This is a genomic window from Pseudomonas gingeri, from assembly GCF_013385635.1.
GTDB lineage: Bacteria > Pseudomonadota > Gammaproteobacteria > Pseudomonadales > Pseudomonadaceae > Aquipseudomonas > Aquipseudomonas gingeri_A.
In genome coordinates this window covers 122,732-140,096 of the sequence record NZ_JACAPR010000002.1, presented here as the reverse complement: position 1 = coordinate 140,096, position 17,365 = coordinate 122,732, and the positions used below count along the sequence as shown (strand labels likewise).

Here is a 17,365-nt window from a genome sequence, read left to right as displayed (position 1 = left end):
AACCGAATACCCCGGTCCATCTGACAGACCGAGCCGGCTGGTTTCAGGGGTGCTTCGCACCCCAGCGCGGGCAAGCCCGCTCGCCACAAAACCACGGTTATCCGATAGACAGGGCTCGCAGGTTTCAGAGTGCCGCCCGGCAAGCCCGCTCGCCACAAGGGAGGGTCACTTGGCGCAAATGGCTCCGTCCACCAGTACCTGCGCTTCCGCCACCAGGCGCTTGAGGTGATCGTCACCGACAAAGCTCTCGGCGTAGATCTTGTAGATATCCTCGGTGCCTGACGGCCGTGCGGCGAACCAGCCGCTCTCGGTCATGACCTTCAGGCCGCCGATGGCCTGGTCGTTGCCTGGCGCATGGCTGAGGATCTGCTGGATCGCTTCGCCGGCCAGTTGCGTCGAGGTCACCTGCTCCGGCGACAGCTTGCTCAGCAGCGCTTTCTGCGCCGGCGTCGCCTTGGCATCGACGCGCACGGAGAACGGCTCGCCCAGCTCGTCGGTCAGGCCACGGTAGATCTGGCTCGGGTCACGCCCGCTGCGCGAGGTCATTTCCGCCGCCAGCAGGGCCGGAATCAGGCCGTCCTTGTCGGTGGACCAGACGCTGCCGTCCTTGCGCAGGAACGATGCCCCCGCACTCTCCTCGCCACCAAAGCCGAGGGAGCCGTCGAACAGGCCGTCGGCAAACCACTTGAAGCCCACCGGCACTTCGTACAGGCGCCGGCCCAGGCGGGCCGCCACGCGGTCAATCAGGCCGCTGCTGACCACTGTCTTGCCGACCGCCGCATCGGCGCGCCACTGCGGGCGGTTCTGGAACAGATAGTCGATGGACACCGCCAGGTAGCTGTTCGGCGCCAGCAGGCCACCGGACGGCGTGACAATACCGTGGCGGTCATGGTCGGGATCGCAGGCGAAGGCCACGTCGAAACGCTCCTTCAGGCCGATCAGGCCCTGCATCGCATGGCTGGAGGACGGGTCCATGCGGATCTTGCCGTCCCAGTCGACGCACATGAAGCGGAAGGTCGGATCGACCTCGGTGTTCACCACTTCCAGGTTCAGGCGGTAGTGATCGGCGATCGCCGACCAGTAGCGCACGCCGGCACCGCCCAGGGGATCGACACCCAGGCGCAGGTTGGCGCCACGGATAACGTCCATGTCGATGACATTGACCAGGTCGGCGACATAGCTGTTGAGATAGTCATGACGGTGGGTGGTGTCGGCCTTGAGCGCCTTCTCGTAGCCGATGCGCTTCACGCCGGCCAACTGGTTGCCCAGCAGCTCGTTGGCCTTGGCTTCGATCCACTTGGTGATATGGGTATCGGCCGGACCGCCGTTGGGCGGGTTGTACTTGAAGCCACCGCTTTCCGGCGGGTTGTGGGACGGGGTGATCACCACACCGTCCGCCAGGCCGGAAGTGCGACCGCGGTTGTAGCAGATGATGGCGTGGGATACCGCCGGCGTCGGCGTGTACTCATCGCCTTGGGCAATCATGGTTTCCACGCCGTTGGCAGCAAACACTTCCAGGGCACTGGCACCGGCCGGGGTGGACAGCGCATGGGTATCGATGCCGACAAACAACGGGCCATCGATCCCCTGGGACTGGCGGTACAGGCAGATGGCCTGGCTGATGGCCAGGACATGCCATTCATTGAAACTCAGCTCGAACGAACTGCCCCGATGCCCGGAGGTGCCGAAGGCGACACGCTGGGTGGAGATCGCTGCATCGGGTTGGCCAGTGTAGTAGGCCGATACCAGTCGCGGGATATCAACCAGCAGCTGTGCCGGTGCCGGTTTGCCCGCAAAAGGACTGAGTGTCATGCAAAACCTCTGGAAATCAAAGAGTACGAGGGGGAAGCGCGCAGTTTACTGGCAGTTCGACACTGGCGTTAAGGTATCTATCCCATGACGAGAAAGATTTTCTGCAGCCGACGCCCCCTGGCTGTCGGGGGCGTCCGGACAAAGATGAAGTCAGTTCAGGGGGGGGTCAACGGGCCTTCGCCCGCACCTCGCCGTAATGGCCGTCCTGACCATGCTCAAGGTCGTAGCGCAGTTCGGCGATCAGTTCGGAAATGGCGCGATTGCTGTCCAGCTTCGAGGCGCAGATCCCGGTCACCACCAGGTCGACCCGTTCGGATTTCCTGTCGAACACCTTGACGGTCAGGGACTCGTTCGCGCCCAGGGTGCATTGGCAGCGCATCGGCAGGAAACTGCTTTCAATGATATTGCGTAACTCCAACGTCGATAGCGATAGCATGGCTACTCTCTCCGTTCTATGAGGCTGCCAGATTTTATTGTGGTGACGGCCATTGGCCGCCGCGCAACCCACGGGCGGCCGGCCCTGTCCTCTCCTGGACAACGAAACCACCTTCAAGACTAGGCCGTTTTTTTTCGGCTGTTAAGGTTATTCGTCCAACAATCCGCCCAGTGGGTGCCACTCGAAAGCAGCAGGAAACATGCCCACCAAGATGAATAATTGTTTGCTGGAAAAACAATGACTTTGCCCCACTAATAGCAAAGTGACGCTATGCAAAATGCAAGAAAAATGCTTTGGCATAGTGCAATTTGCCCTTATCTTGGCAAGTAACTTGGGTACCCGGAAAAAACCACCGCATCCAATACGGCATGCCGTCATGGCTGCACCACTCAAACGAGGGATAGCTCCCTCCTGACAGGGCAAGAGAGCTCATGAATTCGACGACTATCGCCGCCACATTCCTGCTGGCCTTGACCACTGCCGCCAGCGCGGTCGCCGCCGACAAATCGGATCTGGCCCCCTTCCCGAAAGCGGAAGATGGTTTCACCCGCACGGTCATCCGGGTACCGAAGATGACCAAGGACTCCGATCACCGGGTGGAAATCATCGCCGGGAAGACCCTGCCCGTCGATTGCAACCAGAAACGCCTGGGCGGCAACCTCGACGAAAAGAACCTCGAAGGCTGGAGCTATTCCTACTACCGCCTGGAAAGCGTCAGCGGCCCGGTGTCCACGCTGATGGCCTGCCCACCCGGCACCAAGGCCAAGAAGGACTTTGTCCCGGTGGTCGGCACCGGCTACATGCTGCGCTACAACAGCAAGCTGCCGCTGGTGATCTACGCCCCGGACGACGTGGAAATCCGCTACCGCATCTGGACACCGTCCAAGCTGACCAAGAAGGCCGTCAGCGAATAACCGCCATAGCGGTCAGCCCAGCGCAACCTGCGGCCCGCAATGGGCCGCACGTTCGGCGACATGCCGCAGGCTGTCGAAGTTGATATTGGCGCCGGAATTGATCGCCACCAGCGTCTGACCCTTGAGCCGGTTGAGCGTCACATATTTCCTGATACCCGCCACCGCCAGCGCGCCTGAAGGTTCGGTGATGGACCGGGTATCGTCATAGATATCGCGGATGGCGCTGCACAACTCGTCATTGCTGACGGTGATGACTTCATCGACATGCCGGCGGCAGACCTCGAAACCGTATGCACCGATCTGCGCGACCGCAACACCATCGGCGAAGGTCCCGACCCGGGGCAAGACCACCCGCTCCCCGGCCTGCAACGCCAACTGGAGGCAGTTCGAGTGCTCCGACTCGACGCCGATGATCCGCACCTGCGGGCGCAGGTATTTGACGTAGGCGGCGATCCCGGCGATCAGGCCACCACCGCCGACCGGAACGAAGATCGCATCCAGCGCGCCCTGATGCTGGTTGAGCAGTTCCATCGCCACCGTGCCCTGGCCGGCAATCACCTCGGGATCGTCGAAGGGCGAGACAAAGGTATGGCCCTGCTCCTCTGCAAGCGCCAAGGCATGGGTCAGGGCGAATGGAAAACTCTCGCCGTGCAGAACCGCCGTCGCTTCGCGGCTGCGTACGCCCTGCACTTTCAACTCGGGGGTGCTGGTGGGCATGACGATCGTTGCCTTGATGCCCAGAGTGAGGGCCGCCAGTGCCACGCCCTGGGCATGGTTGCCCGCCGACGCCGTGACCACGCCACAACGGCGCTGGGCCTCGTCGAGCTGCACCAGCTTGTTGTAGGCGCCGCGAATCTTGAAGGAAAAGGTCGGTTGCAGGTCTTCGCGCTTGAGCAGGATCTGGTTGCCCAGCGCCAGGGATAGCGCCGGGGCCGGCTGCAGTGGCGTGCGGATCGCCAGGTCGTAGACCGGGGCCGCAAGGATCTTGCGCACATAGCTGCCCAGCAGCAGGGACTCGCTACTCGGTGATGTTCTACTCGGTGGTTGACTGGCGGTATCGTTGCTCATGGGGCTCTCCGGGTGATCGCTTGGCCTCGGAGACAGAAACAACAAACCCGCCTCGGAGGCGGGTTTGGGTAACAGATACAGGTCAGCCCGCCAGATAAGGAATGGCGATAATAATGCTTGGCTGAGGAAGAATGTGGGTGCAGGTCATGGATCGAAATTAGCCGGGAGCGCCGGGCAAGTCAATGGCTGAATTCGTTGCCTGCTTGCCGGAAATATACGAAACATATACGATTCATATATTCCAAGCCGAGAGAAACCCATGGGCATCGTCAAGATCTCCGATGAACTGCATGAACAACTGCGCATGGCCAGTGCCGCCATGGATCGCTCGATCAACGCACAGGCCGAGTTCTGGATCAAGCTCGGGCTGCTGGCCGAGCTCAACCCACAACTGGGCTACAACGATCTGGTCAACCGCCTGCTGTTGAACAGGGAAGACCTGATTCGAGGGCGCAGCTGATGCCTGTGGGCCTGATCAAGACGCCAGCCGAACTGGCGCTGATGCGTGAAGCCGGGCGCCTGCTGGCCGAGGTCTTCAGCATGCTCGACGGGCTGGTGGCCGCGGGCCTGTCGACCCTGGAACTGGATCGCCGGGTGGAGACGTTTATCCGCCAGGAACTGTTGGCCCGCCCGGCCAGCAAGGGCCAGTACGACTACCCCTACTCCATCAATACCTCGATCAACGAGGTGGTCTGCCATGGCATGCCTGACGCCCGGGCGATCCTGGCGCAAGGCGATATCGTCAATATCGACATCACCCTGGAGAAGAACGGCTTTATCGCCGACTCCAGCAAGATGTACCTGGTCGGTGAAGTCAGCACCCAGGCCCGACGCCTGGTGGACAAGACCTTCGAGGCGCTCTGGGCAGGTATTCGCAGGGTCAGGCCAGGGGCCCGGCTGGGAGATATCGGCCATGCGATCCAGAAACACGCCGAAGCCAACGGCTACAGCGTGGTGCGCGAGTACTGCGGGCATGGCATCGGCCGGCAGATGCACGAGGAGCCGCAGGTTCTGCATTTCGGCCGGCCGGGCACCGGGCTGGTGCTACGCGAAGGCATGGTCTTCACCATCGAGCCGATGCTCAACCAGGGCAGCGCCCGGGTGCGTGACCTGAAGGACGGCTGGACCGTGGTAACCCGCGACGGCAGCCTGTCGGCGCAGTGGGAACACACCGTGGCCGTCACCGCCGATGGCTTCGAAGTGCTGACCCTGCAACCTGGATTCCCCCCATGATCGTTCCCACGCTCCGCGTGGGAATGCCGCCCCGGACGCTCCGCGTCCAGCCTTTGCGACGCAGAGCGTCGCGAGATGCGTTCCCACGCGGAGCGTGGGAACGATCAAGTGGCCGGCTTCGCCGGTTCGCGGGCAAGCCCGGCGCCTAGAGGGTCTGGTACTGCCTTCAGGTGGCCCGGTCGGTATTGCCGGCCATGCGCTTGAGCCCGAGCACCATCAGCCCCGCCCCGACGAGCATCGCCGTGAGGAACAGCGGATAGGACACCCACCACGGCGTACCCGCGGTCATCATGCTGTATTCGGACATGCCGCCGATGCTGGCGATCAGGTTGAGCGGCAGGAACACCACGTTGATCAGTGTCAGCTTGCGCAGCAGGCCGTTGGTGCTGTTGTTCATCAGGTTGCCACGGGCGTCGATCAGCGCGGAAAACACGTTGGAATAGATCTCGGCCTGCTTGTAGCACTGGTTGTTCTCGATGATCAGGTCGTCGATCAGGCCGATCGCCTGCTCGCTGAAGGCCTCCTTCTGGGCGTGATTGCGCAACCGCGTCAACACCGCGCCGTTGCTGTGCAGGGCGTTGATGTAATAGATCAGGCTTTCGCTGAGGTTGAACATCTGGATCAGATGGCGGTTTTCCATCGACGCATAGAATTTCTGCTGCAGCTCGCGGGCGACCATCTTGATCACCTTCAAGTGCCCGAGGTAGTGATGGATGTTGTTGAAGAGCATCTCCAGCAGCACATCGAGCGGCGTGTGCAGGGCCTTGCGCGTACCGAGGCTGTCGAGCTGGGCATCATCGGTGGCGATCACCAGCAGGCGTTCGGCACAGAACAGCAGGCCGCAGGATGACACCTCGAAGGACAGGCTGCCGGCCCCCGAATAGTTCAGCGGGCGCTTCCAGATCAGGAACAGATTGTCCGGGTGAAACTCGATGCGCGAGACCTCGTCCGGGTCCAGGGCCGACGCCAGGGCATGCTCGTCAAGCTTGAAATGGCTGTGCAACAGATCCCGTTCCGCCGCATCGGGATTGCTGAACAGCATCACCCCGGCATCCAGGCGTTCCACTGCCTGCAGCGCGCCGTGCTGCAACTCGAAGCTCTTGATCATCGCCGCCCCCTACCAGGCCTGACCGCGACGCTTGAGCTCCAGGCGCCGGACAAACTCTTCGAGCACCAGCCCATACAGGTCGTCCTGCAGGTAGGCGTCCTCGATCCCGGCGTCCATGTTCGGGTTGTCATTGACTTCAATCACCACCACTTTGTCACCGGACTGCTTGAGGTCGACCCCGTACAGCCCGTCGCCGATCAGGTTGGCGGTCTTCACGGCCAGTTCGACCACCGCACGCGGGGCTTCGTGAACCGCCAGGGTCCGGCATTCGCCGTTGACATCCTGGCCCTTGGCCTTGTGGTTGTAGATCTGCCAATGCCCCTTGGACATGAAGTACTGGCAGGCGAAGATCGGCTTGCGGTTGAGCACCCCGATGCGCCAGTCGTATTCGGTATAGAAGAACTCCTGGGCCAGCAACAGCACCGAGTGTTCGAACAGTTCGGCGGTGGCTTCCAGCAGCGCCTGCTGGCTTTCGACCTTGATCACGCCACGGGAAAAACAGCCGTCGGGGATTTTCAGCACCAGCGGAAAACCCAGGCGGTCGCCGACCCGTTCGAAGTCTTCCGGTCGTTCCTTGTAGAGGATCTCGGTCGCCGGCATGCCCAGCTTGTGGCTCTTGAGCAGATCGGTCAGGTAGACCTTGTTGGTGCAGCGCAGGATCGACGCCGGGTCGTCCATCACCACCAGCCCTTCGCTTTCGGCCTTCTTGGCGAAGCGGTAGGTGTGGTTGTCGACGCTGGTGGTCTCGCGGATCAACAGTGCATCGTATTCGGCGATCCGCCCGTAGTCCTTCTTCTCGATCAGTTCGACATCGATGCCCAGGCCCTTGCCGACCCGGATAAAACTCTCCAGCGCCTTGGCATTCGAAGGGGGCAAGGCTTCCTGGGGGTCGTGCAGGATTGCCAGGTCATAACGGGCCAGGCGACGCGAACGTGGTACACGCCAGATTTTGCGACTGAAACTGTCGAGGGACTGGGCGAAGTGATCTTCCTGGTCCTCGCGCAACTTCTGTAAAGTCCCCGCCTTGACCCCTTCGATATGCCAACTGTTGCTCTTCTTGAACTCGACCAGCAATATCGGACAGGGAAATACTTCAAACAATTGTCGGGCAAGTTCCTGCAGCGGCTCGATAACGGTAGTACCGAAATACAGCGTCAGGGTAAAGCCTTCGGTATCCCGATAAAGATGATCGCCAAGGGCCTTGCCCAGGGTTTTATCCAAGTCATCCAGGGCCAGCCCGTACAGCGCCTTGCGGGTCAGCTCGCTGATGGTCCGCACCGAGGGAATGACCTTGTGTCCGCGGGCTTCGGCCAGCAACGAGCAGTAGTAGCCATGGCCCAGGTACTTGTAGCCGCGACACAGGTTGATCACCTGCACGCGCTTGCCCGGCTCATTGACACGGGACTGTTCCAGGTACTCCTGGGCGGTGACGATATCCTCGCTGGGAAAGTATGAAGCCCAGTCTTCCTTGCGCTCGACAATAATAACCAACTGACTGCCAGGATTATTCGACGGAGATAAATAAGTTGCCGTGGATATTGCTGCCGGCAAACTTTGCCCGGATACTTCGCGCCAATGACCTTGTACCGCTGACATAGAGATCGATCCGTTGAACAAGATGCTTTCTATTAAGCACGAACTTTTCAGAAAGTCCCGTTCCGTTACGCAACTTTTACGGTGGTTATATGGATCTCGTCTTTCGCCTTGCGACAACCGATGACCTGGCTGCACTGCTGCAGCTGGAAGAGCATTGTTTCACCACCGACCGCCTGACCGCCCGCAGCTTCCACTGGATGGTCAGTCGGGCCCACGCCCGGCTGATCGTCGCCCAGCAGGCCGACGGACAACTGGCCGGCTATGCCCTGGTGCTGTTTCACCGCGGCACCTCGCTGGCACGCCTGTATTCGATTGCCATCGCGCCCCACGCGCGCGGTATCGGCCTGGGCAAACAGCTGCTGCAACGCAGCGAGGCCTGTGCCCTGGAGCATGACTGCGCCTATCTGCGCCTGGAAGTACGCACCGACAATGACGCGGCTATCGCCCTGTACGAGCACAACGGTTATCGCCGCTTCGGCCTGATCAACGACTACTACGAGGACCATACCGACGCCCTGCGCCTGGAAAAACGCATCCTGCAGCACCACGCCAACCGTGAGGCCCAGGTGCCCTATTACGCCCAGACCACCGAGTTCACCTGCGGCCCGGCCTGCCTGCTGATGGCCATGGGCGCGTTACAGGCGCAGCGCCAGGCCTCGCGTCGCGAAGAAGTGCAGATCTGGCGTGAAGCGACCACCGTGTTCATGACCTCGGGGCACGGCGGCTGCAGCCCCCAGGGCCTGGCGCTGGCAGCCTGGCGACGTGGCTTTGCGGTGCGCCTGCAAGTGAGTATCAGCGGTCCGCTGCTGCTCAACGGTGTCCGTAACGAGCATAAAAAAGCCGTCATGCGCCTGGTACATGACGGCTTCGAAGAGGAACTGCAGCAGACCGATGTCGAACAGGTGCTCGGCGGCGCCCTGGATCTACCGCGCCTGCTGGCCGCCGGCGGCCAGCCACTGGTGTTGATCAGCAGCTACCGCCTGACCCGCTCCAAGGCGCCACACTGGGTGATCGTGACCGATTGCGACGAGGAGTTCGTCTACCTGCACGATCCGGATGTCGACCACAGCCAGCACCGACAACCGCTGGACTGCCAGCATCTGCCAGTCAGCCACGGTGAATTCGACAAGATGAGCGCCTTCGGCAACAGCAAGCTGCGGGCGGCAGTGATCGTCTACTCCAGGCCCACCTTGTAGAGCGCACCGTTCTCGGCATCGGTGAGGACATACAGGTAGCCGTCCGGTCCCTGGCGGACATCGCGAACCCGCGATTTCAGTCCGCCCAGCAGGCGCTCTTCATGGATGACCTTGTCGCCATCGAACTGCAGGCGGATCAGCTCCTGGGCCACCAGTGCACCGATAAACAGGTTGTGCTGCCATTTCGGAAAGCGATCGGCATCATAGAACGCCATGCCGCTGAGACCGGGGGATTTTTCCCAGACATGGTGGGGCGGCACGGTGCCTTTCACCGTCTTGCCCTGGGCCTCGGGGATCGGTTGCAGCGAATAGTTGATGCCATGGGTTGCCAGCGGCCAACCGTAGTTCTTGCCGCGCTCGATGATATTGATCTCGTCACCGCCCCGCGGCCCATGCTCGTGGGTCCACAAGGTCCCGGTCCAGGGGTTGAGCGCTGCTCCCTGCTGATTGCGATGTCCGTAGGACCAGATCTCCGGGCGCACGCCCTGCTGGCCGACAAAGGGGTTGTCATCGGGAACCCGGCCGTCAGGAAAGATCCGCACCACCTTGCCTTGCAGCTTGTCGAGGTCCTGAGCCGTCGGCCGTTCGTTGTTTTCACCCAGGGCGATAAACAGGTAGCCGTCGCGGTCGAATACCAGGCGCGAGCCGAAGTGATTGCCCACCGACAGCTTCGGCTCCTGGCGGAAGATCACCTTGAAACCGCTCAACTGCTGCAGGTCCGCCGACAGTTGCCCTCGCCCCACCACGGTGCCGGCCTTGCCACCCTCACCCCCGCCTTCGGCGTAAGACAGGTAGACCAGCCGATCTTCCTTGAACGACGGCGACAACACCACATCGAGCAAGCCGCCCTGGCCCTTGGCCCAGACTTCGGGAACACCACCCAGCGGTGCCGACAGTTTGCCGTCGGGACTCACCACCCGCAGGCTTCCGGGGCGTTCGGTGACCAGCATGCCCTGCTTGTCGGGCAGGAACGCCAGGGCCCAGGGATGCTTCAGGCCATCGACGATTTCCGTGGCGGTTACCGCTCCCAGTTCGGACTGGAAGGTCTGGGGCGCCCTATCGACCGCCAGCACGGGCAGGCTCATCAATGAGCCGGTGCACAAGGTCGCCAGGAGTGTTTTCAGCAACATGGGCATTTCCTTATGGTTGGAGAAAAAACACTGGCCATCAACTCCGTCTCAGCGGCGCTGGTTCGGATCGGCGCGAGTGCCAGGTTGGATCGGCACCGCCATCGGCGCCTGCTGGTCGCGCGGGTAACCATTGCGGATCGCCCCGTTCTCGATCGTCGAAGGGCGCGGCGTTGGCTGGGTATTGAGGCCGCGTACAGGCGGAGTGGCCGACTCGGAGCCTTGCCGGCTGTTGGGGTTGGCACGGCGAATCGGGCTGTTATAGGGGTTGTCGCTGTTGGGCAGGTTCTGCGCCAGCAGCAATGCCGCAGGTGGTGTCGGACTCAGGACAGCGCCATCGGCGGGGATGGCAACGACCAGCAGGCCGATGACCAACAAGGGGGTCAGACCGAAGACAAGTCTGTTCATGACGCCTCTCTCGAAGGATGAATTCATTATTGGCTGCAAACAGCCCATCAAGAATTGGATAACACCCTACGCCCGAGGTTCGCGCCACGGAAAAATTTCATATGACAGAATGCTTCAACAAATCGGCGGCAACATCGCGAAAAAGCTGGCCTGGCGGTGTCCCGACGAAAAAAGCACTGGACCAAACCTCTCACATTACGCCTGTTTTGCCACGGGCATAACCTGTCAACTTTGACAGTTATGCGCGGGTCTTTTTTACGTTATAACCCCCCACGAACACCCATGTTGAGCGCGTAGGGCCCTCAACATGCGCCGTGGTGGCTACGCCCTATCCTTGAAAAAAGGATAAATGCGATGCCTTATTTCCTGCTTCGCCCTCTCTGTGTTGTCTTTTTCCTCCTGATAACCCTGCAAGGCGCCCGCGCCGCTTGCACCTTCGCTCCGGCCACTGCCGGCAACGATGACTACTCCTGCGACAGCGGAACCGCCCCGACACTCGTCGACAACGCCGGCAACAACAGCCTGACAATGCCTGCCGGCGGCACCGGCAGCATTACCGGTCCGGTGGTCTTCGGCACTGGCAACGACCGGGTGGTCATCGGTGGCGGCACCATCCACGGCGATGTCGATGAAGGCAGCGGCACCGACAACTTCACCATGACCGGCGGACAGATCCAGTCGCTGCACCAGGGTGACGGCCTCGACACCTTCCAGATGAGCGCCGGGGTCATCGTCGACGAGTTCGAAGATGGCGACAGGGCCATCATGACCGGCGGGTCGATCGGACGTGTCGACATGAAACTGGACGACAATCTGTTCGACATGCAGGGCGGCACCATCGTCGGCAACCTGGTGACCGGCTTCGGCAAGGACACCATCCTCTTCACCGGCGGGACCATCGGCGGCAATATCAGCGTCAGCGGCGGCGACGATCAGGTCCTGGTCACCGACGGCACGATACACGGTGAAGTCCGCATGAGCGCCGGCGCGGACATCTTCAACTGGCGCAACGCCGGTATTATCCACGGCGCCATCCTGATGGGGGATGACAACGACCAGGCGCTGCTCGACGGCCTCTCGGACGCCACCCTCTCCTCCACGCCGTCGGTGGATGGCGGCAATGGCACCGATCAACTGACGTTCCAGGCCAGCACACCGATCAATGGCGCGCGCTACGTCAACTGGGAATCGGTGAAACTCACCCAGGGCAGCCAACTGACCCTCAATGACAGCCTGGTGCTGGGAGACGTCGGTACCGGCACGGGCACCCTGGATATCGATGCCAGTAGCAGCCTGAGTTCCCACAGCGGCGTGCTCACGGCCTTCACCGCCGGACAGAATGTCACCCTGACCAACGCTGGTACGATCAACCTCACCAGCGGCGGTGCGCAGGCCGACGATCGCTTCACGGTGGTCGGCAACTATGTCGGCAATAGCGGTCACCTGAAGCTCAACAGCACCCTCGCCGGCGATGACTCACCTTCCGACCGGCTGGTGGTATCCCAGGGCTCGCTCTCCGGGACCACCGCCATAGAAGTCAGCAACTTCGGCGGTGGCGGTGCCGAAACCCTGCAGAACGGTATCCAGGTCGTCGAGGCCACCCAGGGTGCAACCAGCAGCGCCGGCGCCTTCAGCCTGGCGGGCCCGGCGTCAGCCGGGGCCTTCGACTACTACCTGTTCAAGGGCGGCGTCAGCGCCGGTACGGAAAACAACTGGTACCTGCGCTCCGCCGTGACCGGGCCGGATCCGGAAGGACCGGTCACGCCGCTGCCACAACCGGTTTTCCCCGGCCTGCCGACACCCGCCCCCGGAGAAACCATTCCCTTCTACCGTCCTGAGGTACCGATCGACGCGGTCGTCACGCCCGCCGCCGCGCTACTGGCCCAGACCACCCTGGGCACCTTCCACGAACGCCAGGGCGAGCAAAACCTGTTGCGGGAAAACGGCGACCTGCCGGCCGGCTGGGCCCGAACCTTCGCCAGCCGCTCGCGGCAGAGCTGGACGGGAGACGTCAACCCGAGCCTGGACAGCACGGTCTGGGGTTTCCAGGCAGGACACGACCTGTTCGGCTCAACCAGCGCGGATGGCTACCGGCAACACGCCGGGCTGTTCGTCAGCCATGCCCGCCTGGACGGTGACGTGCGCGGTTTCACCGGTGGTTTCCAGGATCGCGAAGCCGGCAACCTGCGCCTCAACGGCGACAGCCTGGGCGCCTACTGGACCCTGATCGGCCCCACCGACTGGTATATCGACACCGTCGCCATGGGCACCCGCTACAGCGGCAACGCCCGCTCCGACCGTGGCGTCAAACTCGACCTCAAGGGACATGCCGTGACGCTGTCCGTGGAAAGCGGCTATCCGCTGCCGCTGTCCGAGCGCTGGGTCATCGAACCCCAGGTCCAGGTGATCGGCCAGAAAGTCTCCATGGACAGTGATGACGACGGCATCTCGCGAGTCGGTTTCGACACCCAGGAGTACGTCAAGGGTCGCATCGGCGTGCGTGCCAAAGGCTCTTACGTCGCAGGCGACGTACCCGTCGAGCCCTATGTGCGCGGCAACCTCTGGCACGACTTCAAGGGACGCGACACCGCAACCTTCGACGGTTATCCGATCAAGACCGACCATACCGGCAGCACCCTGGACTTCGGGGCCGGCGTGGTGGCGAAACTGAGCCGGGACGTCAGCCTCTACACCAGCATCGACTACGGCAGCAATATCGATGCCCGCCAGCAGGAAGCCGTCTCCGCGACCGTCGGCGTGCGCATGAGCTGGTAGGCGTGGCTCGCTGTGCACAGCCACTGTGGCGAACGCAAAAAACCCCGGCGGTGCCGGGGTTCAAGCGCGAGTCAACGCATCGGTTACCGGCTGTTTTCCGCTCGCCGCACCTTGTGCACCGGCAGCGACACCACATAGGCCATGGCTTCTTCCCGGGTGCTGAACGAACTCAATCGATCCGCCTGGGTGCGCACTTTCCAGGGACCACCGCTGGCGTGGATTACCTCGTAGCCGTTGACATGCATCTTCGAGAGCAGTGAAACGCTCATAGCCACCTCCCTTCACGTGAGATATCCGAGGATTGCCGCCCCACCATACACCCGGTCGAGGCCGATTGACCGGCCGTACGTCGCCGACTGGCTCGCCACCGGCCTCGCGCCAGCCGCGAAAATCTCGCGCTCAGCAGGATCATCGCGCACAAAAGCGCCGAATCAACGATCAGCCGCCATATAACTGTCGTCTCACGTATGCGACAATAGATGAAATGTCTGGCACCCACCCCGCATTCACATCACGGCAACTCGGCCTGTACGCGCGCAGCTTGCTGTCGACTTATGCCCGCTGGATAACCTCACGCTCCGGTTGGAGCGAGCCGGAAACGTTGCAAAAGGGTATCGAACGGGTATCTGCAGCCTCCGGCCACAGTTCAGTTATTGATAGGTAAGCTCCTTGATCTCCACAGCTAACATCACCATGCAGTTCGGCGCCAAGCCGCTCTTCGAGAACGTTTCGGTCAAATTCGGCGGTGGTAACCGCTACGGCCTGATCGGCGCCAACGGGTGCGGCAAGTCCACGTTCATGAAAATCCTCGGCGGCGACCTCGAGCCATCCGGCGGCCAGGTCATGCTGGAGCCGAACGTGCGCCTGGGTAAACTGCGCCAGGATCAGTTCGCCTACGAAGAATTCAGCGTGATCGACACCGTGATCATGGGGCACGAAGAGCTGTGGAAGGTCAAGGCCGAGCGCGACCGCATCTACTCGCTGCCGGAAATGACCGAAGAAGACGGTATGGCCGTGGCCGAGCTGGAAACCGAGTTCGCCGAGATGGACGGCTACACCGCCGAATCCCGTGCCGGCGAACTGTTGCTGGGCCTGGGTATCGGCATCGAGCAGCACTTCGGCCCGATGAGCGAGGTGTCCCCTGGCTGGAAACTGCGCGTATTGCTGGCCCAGGCGCTGTTCTCCGATCCGGAAGTACTGCTCCTCGACGAGCCGACCAACCACCTGGACATCAACACCATCCGCTGGCTGGAAAACATCCTGACCCAGCGCTCCAGCCTGATGATCATCATCTCTCACGACCGTCACTTCCTGAACAGCGTGTGCACGCACATGGCTGACCTGGATTACGGCGAGCTGCGCCTGTTCCCGGGCAACTACGACGAATACATGACCGTGGCGACCCAGTCGCGCGAACAACTGCTGTCGGACAACGCCAAGAAGAAGGCGCAGATTTCCGAACTGCAATCGTTCGTCAGCCGCTTCTCGGCCAACGCCTCGAAAGCCAAGCAGGCCACCTCCCGCGCCAAGCAGATCGACAAGATCCAGCTGGCCGAGGTCAAGCCATCAAGCCGCGTCAGCCCGTTCATCCGCTTCGAACAGACCAAGAAGCTGCATCGCCAGGCGGTCATCGTCGAGCATATGGCCAAGGGCTTTGATGGCGTCCCGTTGTTCAAGGACTTCAGCTTCACCGTCGAAGCCGGCGAGCGCGTGGCGATCATCGGCCCGAACGGTATCGGCAAGACCACCCTGCTGCGCACCCTGGTCAACGAACTGACCCCGGACGCCGGCACCGTGAAATGGACCGACGCCGCCGAACTGGGCTACTACGCCCAGGACCACGCCCATGACTTCGAAGACGACGTCAACCTGTTCGACTGGATGGGTCAATGGACCCAGGGCGGCGAGCAACTGGTGCGCGGCACCCTTGGCCGCATGCTGTTCTCCAACGACGAGATCCTCAAGTCGGTCAAGGTGATTTCCGGTGGTGAGCAAGGCCGCATGCTGTTCGGCAAGCTGATCCTGCAAAAGCCCAACGTGCTGGTGATGGACGAACCGACCAACCACCTGGACATGGAATCCATCGAGGCGCTCAACCTCGCGCTGGAAAACTACCCGGGCACGCTGATCTTCGTCAGCCACGACCGCGAATTCGTCTCGTCCCTGGCCACCCGCATCATCGAGCTGAGCCCGAGCGGCGTGATCGACTTCAGCGGCACCTATGACGACTACCTGCGCAGCCAGGGCGTAGTCTTCTAAAAAACGCTCATCACCCTGATCGTTCCCACGCTCCGCGTGGGAATGCAGCCCGTGACGCTCGGCGTCACAGAAGCGGACGCAGAGCGTCCAGAGAGGCATTCCCACGCTGGAGCGTGGGAACGATCAACACACCGCTCTTTCGTTAAAAGGCCGGCAGAAAATTAGTTAGCCTGCTTTCTTTTATCCCTCCGGCCCGCCATGATGAAGCTCTCCAACCGCCCGCCCGCGAACGAGCCCTCATGTCCGCCCAGCAACCTCCCCGCCAGCCCGGCAACCTGACCGTCACCCTGCAAATCGTTTCCATCGTCTTCTACACCTTTGTCGCCTTTCTCTGCATCGGCCTGCCGATCGCGGTCTTGCCCGGCTATGTGCATGAGCAACTGGGCTTCAGTGCGGTGATCGCCGGGCTGACCATCGGTTCGCAGTACCTGGCCACGCTGCTCAGCCGGCCCATGGCCGGGCGCATGGCCGACAGCGTCGGCACCAAGCGTGCGATCATCTATGGCCTGTCGGGGATCGTCCTCAGCGGCGGGCTGACCCTGCTGTCGACACTGGTGCAGCACCTGCCCCTGCTGAGCCTGGCCATCCTGATTCTCGGACGCTTGCTGCTGGGGGTTGCCCAGGGCCTGATCGGCGTGGGTACCATCAGTTGGGGGATCGGCCAGGTCGGCGCCGAGCAGACCGCCCGGGTGATTTCCTGGAACGGTATCGCTTCCTACGGCGCCATCGCCATCGGTGCGCCGCTGGGCGTGCTGATGGTTGCCGAGCATGGTTTCTCCAGCCTCGGCATCGCCCTGTCGACGCTGGCCGCCGGAGCCCTGCTGCTGATCCGCAACAAACCCTCGGTGCCGGTGATTCGTGGCGAACGCCTGCCCTTCTGGGCAGTGTTCGGACGCATTGCGCCCTATGGCGCGAGCCTGACCCTGGCGTCCATCGGCTACGGCACCCTGACCACCTTTATCACCCTGTTCTACATCAGTCGCGGCTGGATCGGCGCGGCCTATTGCCTGACGGTCTTCGGCACCTGCTTCATCCTCGCGCGGCTGTTCTTTATCGGCAGCATCAACCGCTTCGGCGGCTTCAAGGTGGCGATTGCCTGCATGAGTATCGAAACCCTGGGCCTGGCCCTGCTCTGGCTGTCACCGTCCACCGCGGTGGCGCTGACCGGGGCCGGGCTGGCCGGGTTCGGCCTGTCCCTGGTGTACCCGGCCATCGGCGTGGAAGCCATCCGCCAGGTGCCGAACTCCAGCCGCGGTGCGGGACTGAGTGCCTACGCGGTGTTTTTCGACCTGGCGCTGGCCATCGCCGGTCCGGTGATGGGCGCGGTGGCGTTGAACCTGGGCTATGCGTGGATTTTCTTCACCGCGGCGCTGCTGTCGATCACCGGCCTGTCCGTCACCGTGCTGCTGGCGCGTCGCCCGGTAGCACGCTGA

At 62.2% G+C, this 17,365-nt stretch carries 15 protein-coding genes; 7 read left to right on the top strand and 8 right to left on the bottom strand.

Going from position 1 to position 17,365, the window contains the following annotated elements; genetic code table 11:
* Positions 1–165 precede the first annotated feature (165 nt).
* Positions 166–1,812 (bottom strand): phosphoglucomutase (alpha-D-glucose-1,6-bisphosphate-dependent), encoded by a 1,647-nt coding sequence (gene pgm, locus HX851_RS02035; RefSeq protein ID WP_177064785.1) that lies wholly within the window; start codon positions 1,810–1,812, stop codon positions 166–168.
* A gap of 166 nt (positions 1,813–1,978) precedes the next feature.
* Complete coding sequence (locus tag HX851_RS02030) at positions 1,979–2,248, bottom strand: DUF1652 domain-containing protein (protein WP_177057057.1); 270 nt, start codon at positions 2,246–2,248, stop codon at positions 1,979–1,981.
* A 431-nt stretch (positions 2,249–2,679) separates the two neighbouring features.
* Between HX851_RS02030 and eco the strand changes: the two genes are divergently transcribed.
* Positions 2,680–3,162 (top strand): serine protease inhibitor ecotin, encoded by a 483-nt coding sequence (eco, locus tag HX851_RS02025; RefSeq protein ID WP_177057058.1) that lies wholly within the window; start codon positions 2,680–2,682, stop codon positions 3,160–3,162.
* 12 nt (positions 3,163–3,174) lie between these two features.
* Here the strand turns inward: eco and ilvA are convergent, their stop codons facing one another.
* A complete protein-coding gene (gene ilvA, locus HX851_RS02020) occupies positions 3,175–4,230 on the bottom strand; it encodes a threonine ammonia-lyase, biosynthetic (protein WP_177064782.1) in 1,056 nt (351 codons plus the stop codon).
* A 259-nt stretch (positions 4,231–4,489) separates the two neighbouring features.
* Between ilvA and HX851_RS02015 the strand changes: the two genes are divergently transcribed.
* Positions 4,490–4,690 (top strand): ParD-like family protein, encoded by a 201-nt coding sequence (locus tag HX851_RS02015; protein ID WP_177057060.1) that lies wholly within the window; start codon positions 4,490–4,492, stop codon positions 4,688–4,690.
* Between the two features lie 11 nt (positions 4,691–4,701).
* Entirely contained in the window at positions 4,702–5,463 is a 762-nt protein-coding gene (map, locus tag HX851_RS02010; RefSeq protein WP_177064866.1) for a type I methionyl aminopeptidase, read from the top strand.
* Between the two features lie 166 nt (positions 5,464–5,629).
* Here map and HX851_RS02005 read toward each other — a convergent pair whose 3' ends face one another.
* Positions 5,630–6,571, bottom strand: a complete 942-nt coding sequence (locus HX851_RS02005) for a magnesium transporter CorA family protein (protein ID WP_177057061.1) — start codon at positions 6,569–6,571, stop codon at positions 5,630–5,632.
* Between the two features lie 9 nt (positions 6,572–6,580).
* Positions 6,581–8,167, bottom strand: coding sequence for a RimK family ATP-grasp domain-containing protein (locus HX851_RS02000; RefSeq protein WP_256262355.1), 1,587 nt, complete (start codon positions 8,165–8,167; stop codon positions 6,581–6,583).
* 89 nt (positions 8,168–8,256) lie between these two features.
* Here HX851_RS02000 and HX851_RS01995 point away from each other — a divergent pair, with 89 nt between their 5' ends.
* On the top strand, positions 8,257–9,363 hold the full coding sequence (locus HX851_RS01995) for a GNAT family N-acetyltransferase/peptidase C39 family protein (protein WP_177057062.1): 1,107 nt from the start codon (positions 8,257–8,259) through the stop codon (positions 9,361–9,363).
* On the opposite strand, the gene HX851_RS01990 is transcribed toward HX851_RS01995, so the two are convergent.
* Both HX851_RS01990 and HX851_RS01985 read right to left on the bottom strand, forming a co-directional pair.
* Complete coding sequence (locus tag HX851_RS01990) at positions 9,342–10,493, bottom strand: PQQ-dependent sugar dehydrogenase (protein ID WP_177057063.1); 1,152 nt, start codon at positions 10,491–10,493, stop codon at positions 9,342–9,344. The two genes, HX851_RS01995 and HX851_RS01990, sit on opposite strands and share 22 nt — an antisense overlap.
* 48 nt (positions 10,494–10,541) lie before the next feature.
* Complete coding sequence (locus HX851_RS01985; protein ID WP_177064780.1) at positions 10,542–10,898, bottom strand: hypothetical protein; 357 nt, start codon at positions 10,896–10,898, stop codon at positions 10,542–10,544.
* A gap of 354 nt (positions 10,899–11,252) precedes the next feature.
* On the opposite strand from HX851_RS01985, the gene HX851_RS01980 reads away from it, so the two are divergent.
* Positions 11,253–13,673 (top strand): autotransporter family protein, encoded by a 2,421-nt coding sequence (locus HX851_RS01980; RefSeq protein WP_177064778.1) that lies wholly within the window; start codon positions 11,253–11,255, stop codon positions 13,671–13,673.
* Positions 13,674–13,756: 83 nt separating this feature from the next.
* Here the strand turns inward: HX851_RS01980 and HX851_RS01975 are convergent, their stop codons facing one another.
* Entirely contained in the window at positions 13,757–13,942 is a 186-nt protein-coding gene (locus tag HX851_RS01975; protein WP_177057066.1) for a DUF2188 domain-containing protein, read from the bottom strand.
* A gap of 400 nt (positions 13,943–14,342) precedes the next feature.
* On the opposite strand from HX851_RS01975, the gene HX851_RS01970 reads away from it, so the two are divergent.
* Together HX851_RS01970 and HX851_RS01965 are read left to right on the top strand one after the other, a co-directional pair.
* Positions 14,343–15,932 carry an ABC-F family ATPase gene (locus HX851_RS01970; protein WP_177057067.1) on the top strand — a complete coding sequence of 530 codons (1,590 nt, stop codon included), beginning with the start codon at positions 14,343–14,345 and terminating at the stop codon, positions 15,930–15,932.
* Between the two features lie 239 nt (positions 15,933–16,171).
* Positions 16,172–17,365, top strand: a complete 1,194-nt coding sequence (locus tag HX851_RS01965) for an MFS transporter (protein ID WP_177064776.1) — start codon at positions 16,172–16,174, stop codon at positions 17,363–17,365.

Coding starts and splice junctions, on each gene's coding strand:
- HX851_RS02015 (WP_177057060.1), top strand. CDS start 4,490: ATGGGCATCGTCAAGATCTCCGATGAACTGCATGAACAACTGCGCATG.
- HX851_RS02000 (WP_256262355.1), bottom strand. CDS start 8,167: ATGTCAGCGGTACAAGGTCATTGGCGCGAAGTATCCGGGCAAAGTTTG.
- HX851_RS01985 (WP_177064780.1), bottom strand. CDS start 10,898: ATGAACAGACTTGTCTTCGGTCTGACCCCCTTGTTGGTCATCGGCCTG.
- eco (WP_177057058.1), top strand. CDS start 2,680: ATGAATTCGACGACTATCGCCGCCACATTCCTGCTGGCCTTGACCACT.
- HX851_RS01975 (WP_177057066.1), bottom strand. CDS start 13,942: ATGAGCGTTTCACTGCTCTCGAAGATGCATGTCAACGGCTACGAGGTA.
- HX851_RS01995 (WP_177057062.1), top strand. CDS start 8,257: ATGGATCTCGTCTTTCGCCTTGCGACAACCGATGACCTGGCTGCACTG.
- ilvA (WP_177064782.1), bottom strand. CDS start 4,230: ATGAGCAACGATACCGCCAGTCAACCACCGAGTAGAACATCACCGAGT.
- HX851_RS02005 (WP_177057061.1), bottom strand. CDS start 6,571: ATGATCAAGAGCTTCGAGTTGCAGCACGGCGCGCTGCAGGCAGTGGAA.
- HX851_RS02030 (WP_177057057.1), bottom strand. CDS start 2,248: ATGCTATCGCTATCGACGTTGGAGTTACGCAATATCATTGAAAGCAGT.
- pgm (WP_177064785.1), bottom strand. CDS start 1,812: ATGACACTCAGTCCTTTTGCGGGCAAACCGGCACCGGCACAGCTGCTG.
- HX851_RS01965 (WP_177064776.1), top strand. CDS start 16,172: ATGTCCGCCCAGCAACCTCCCCGCCAGCCCGGCAACCTGACCGTCACC.
- HX851_RS01990 (WP_177057063.1), bottom strand. CDS start 10,493: ATGTTGCTGAAAACACTCCTGGCGACCTTGTGCACCGGCTCATTGATG.
- HX851_RS01980 (WP_177064778.1), top strand. CDS start 11,253: ATGCCTTATTTCCTGCTTCGCCCTCTCTGTGTTGTCTTTTTCCTCCTG.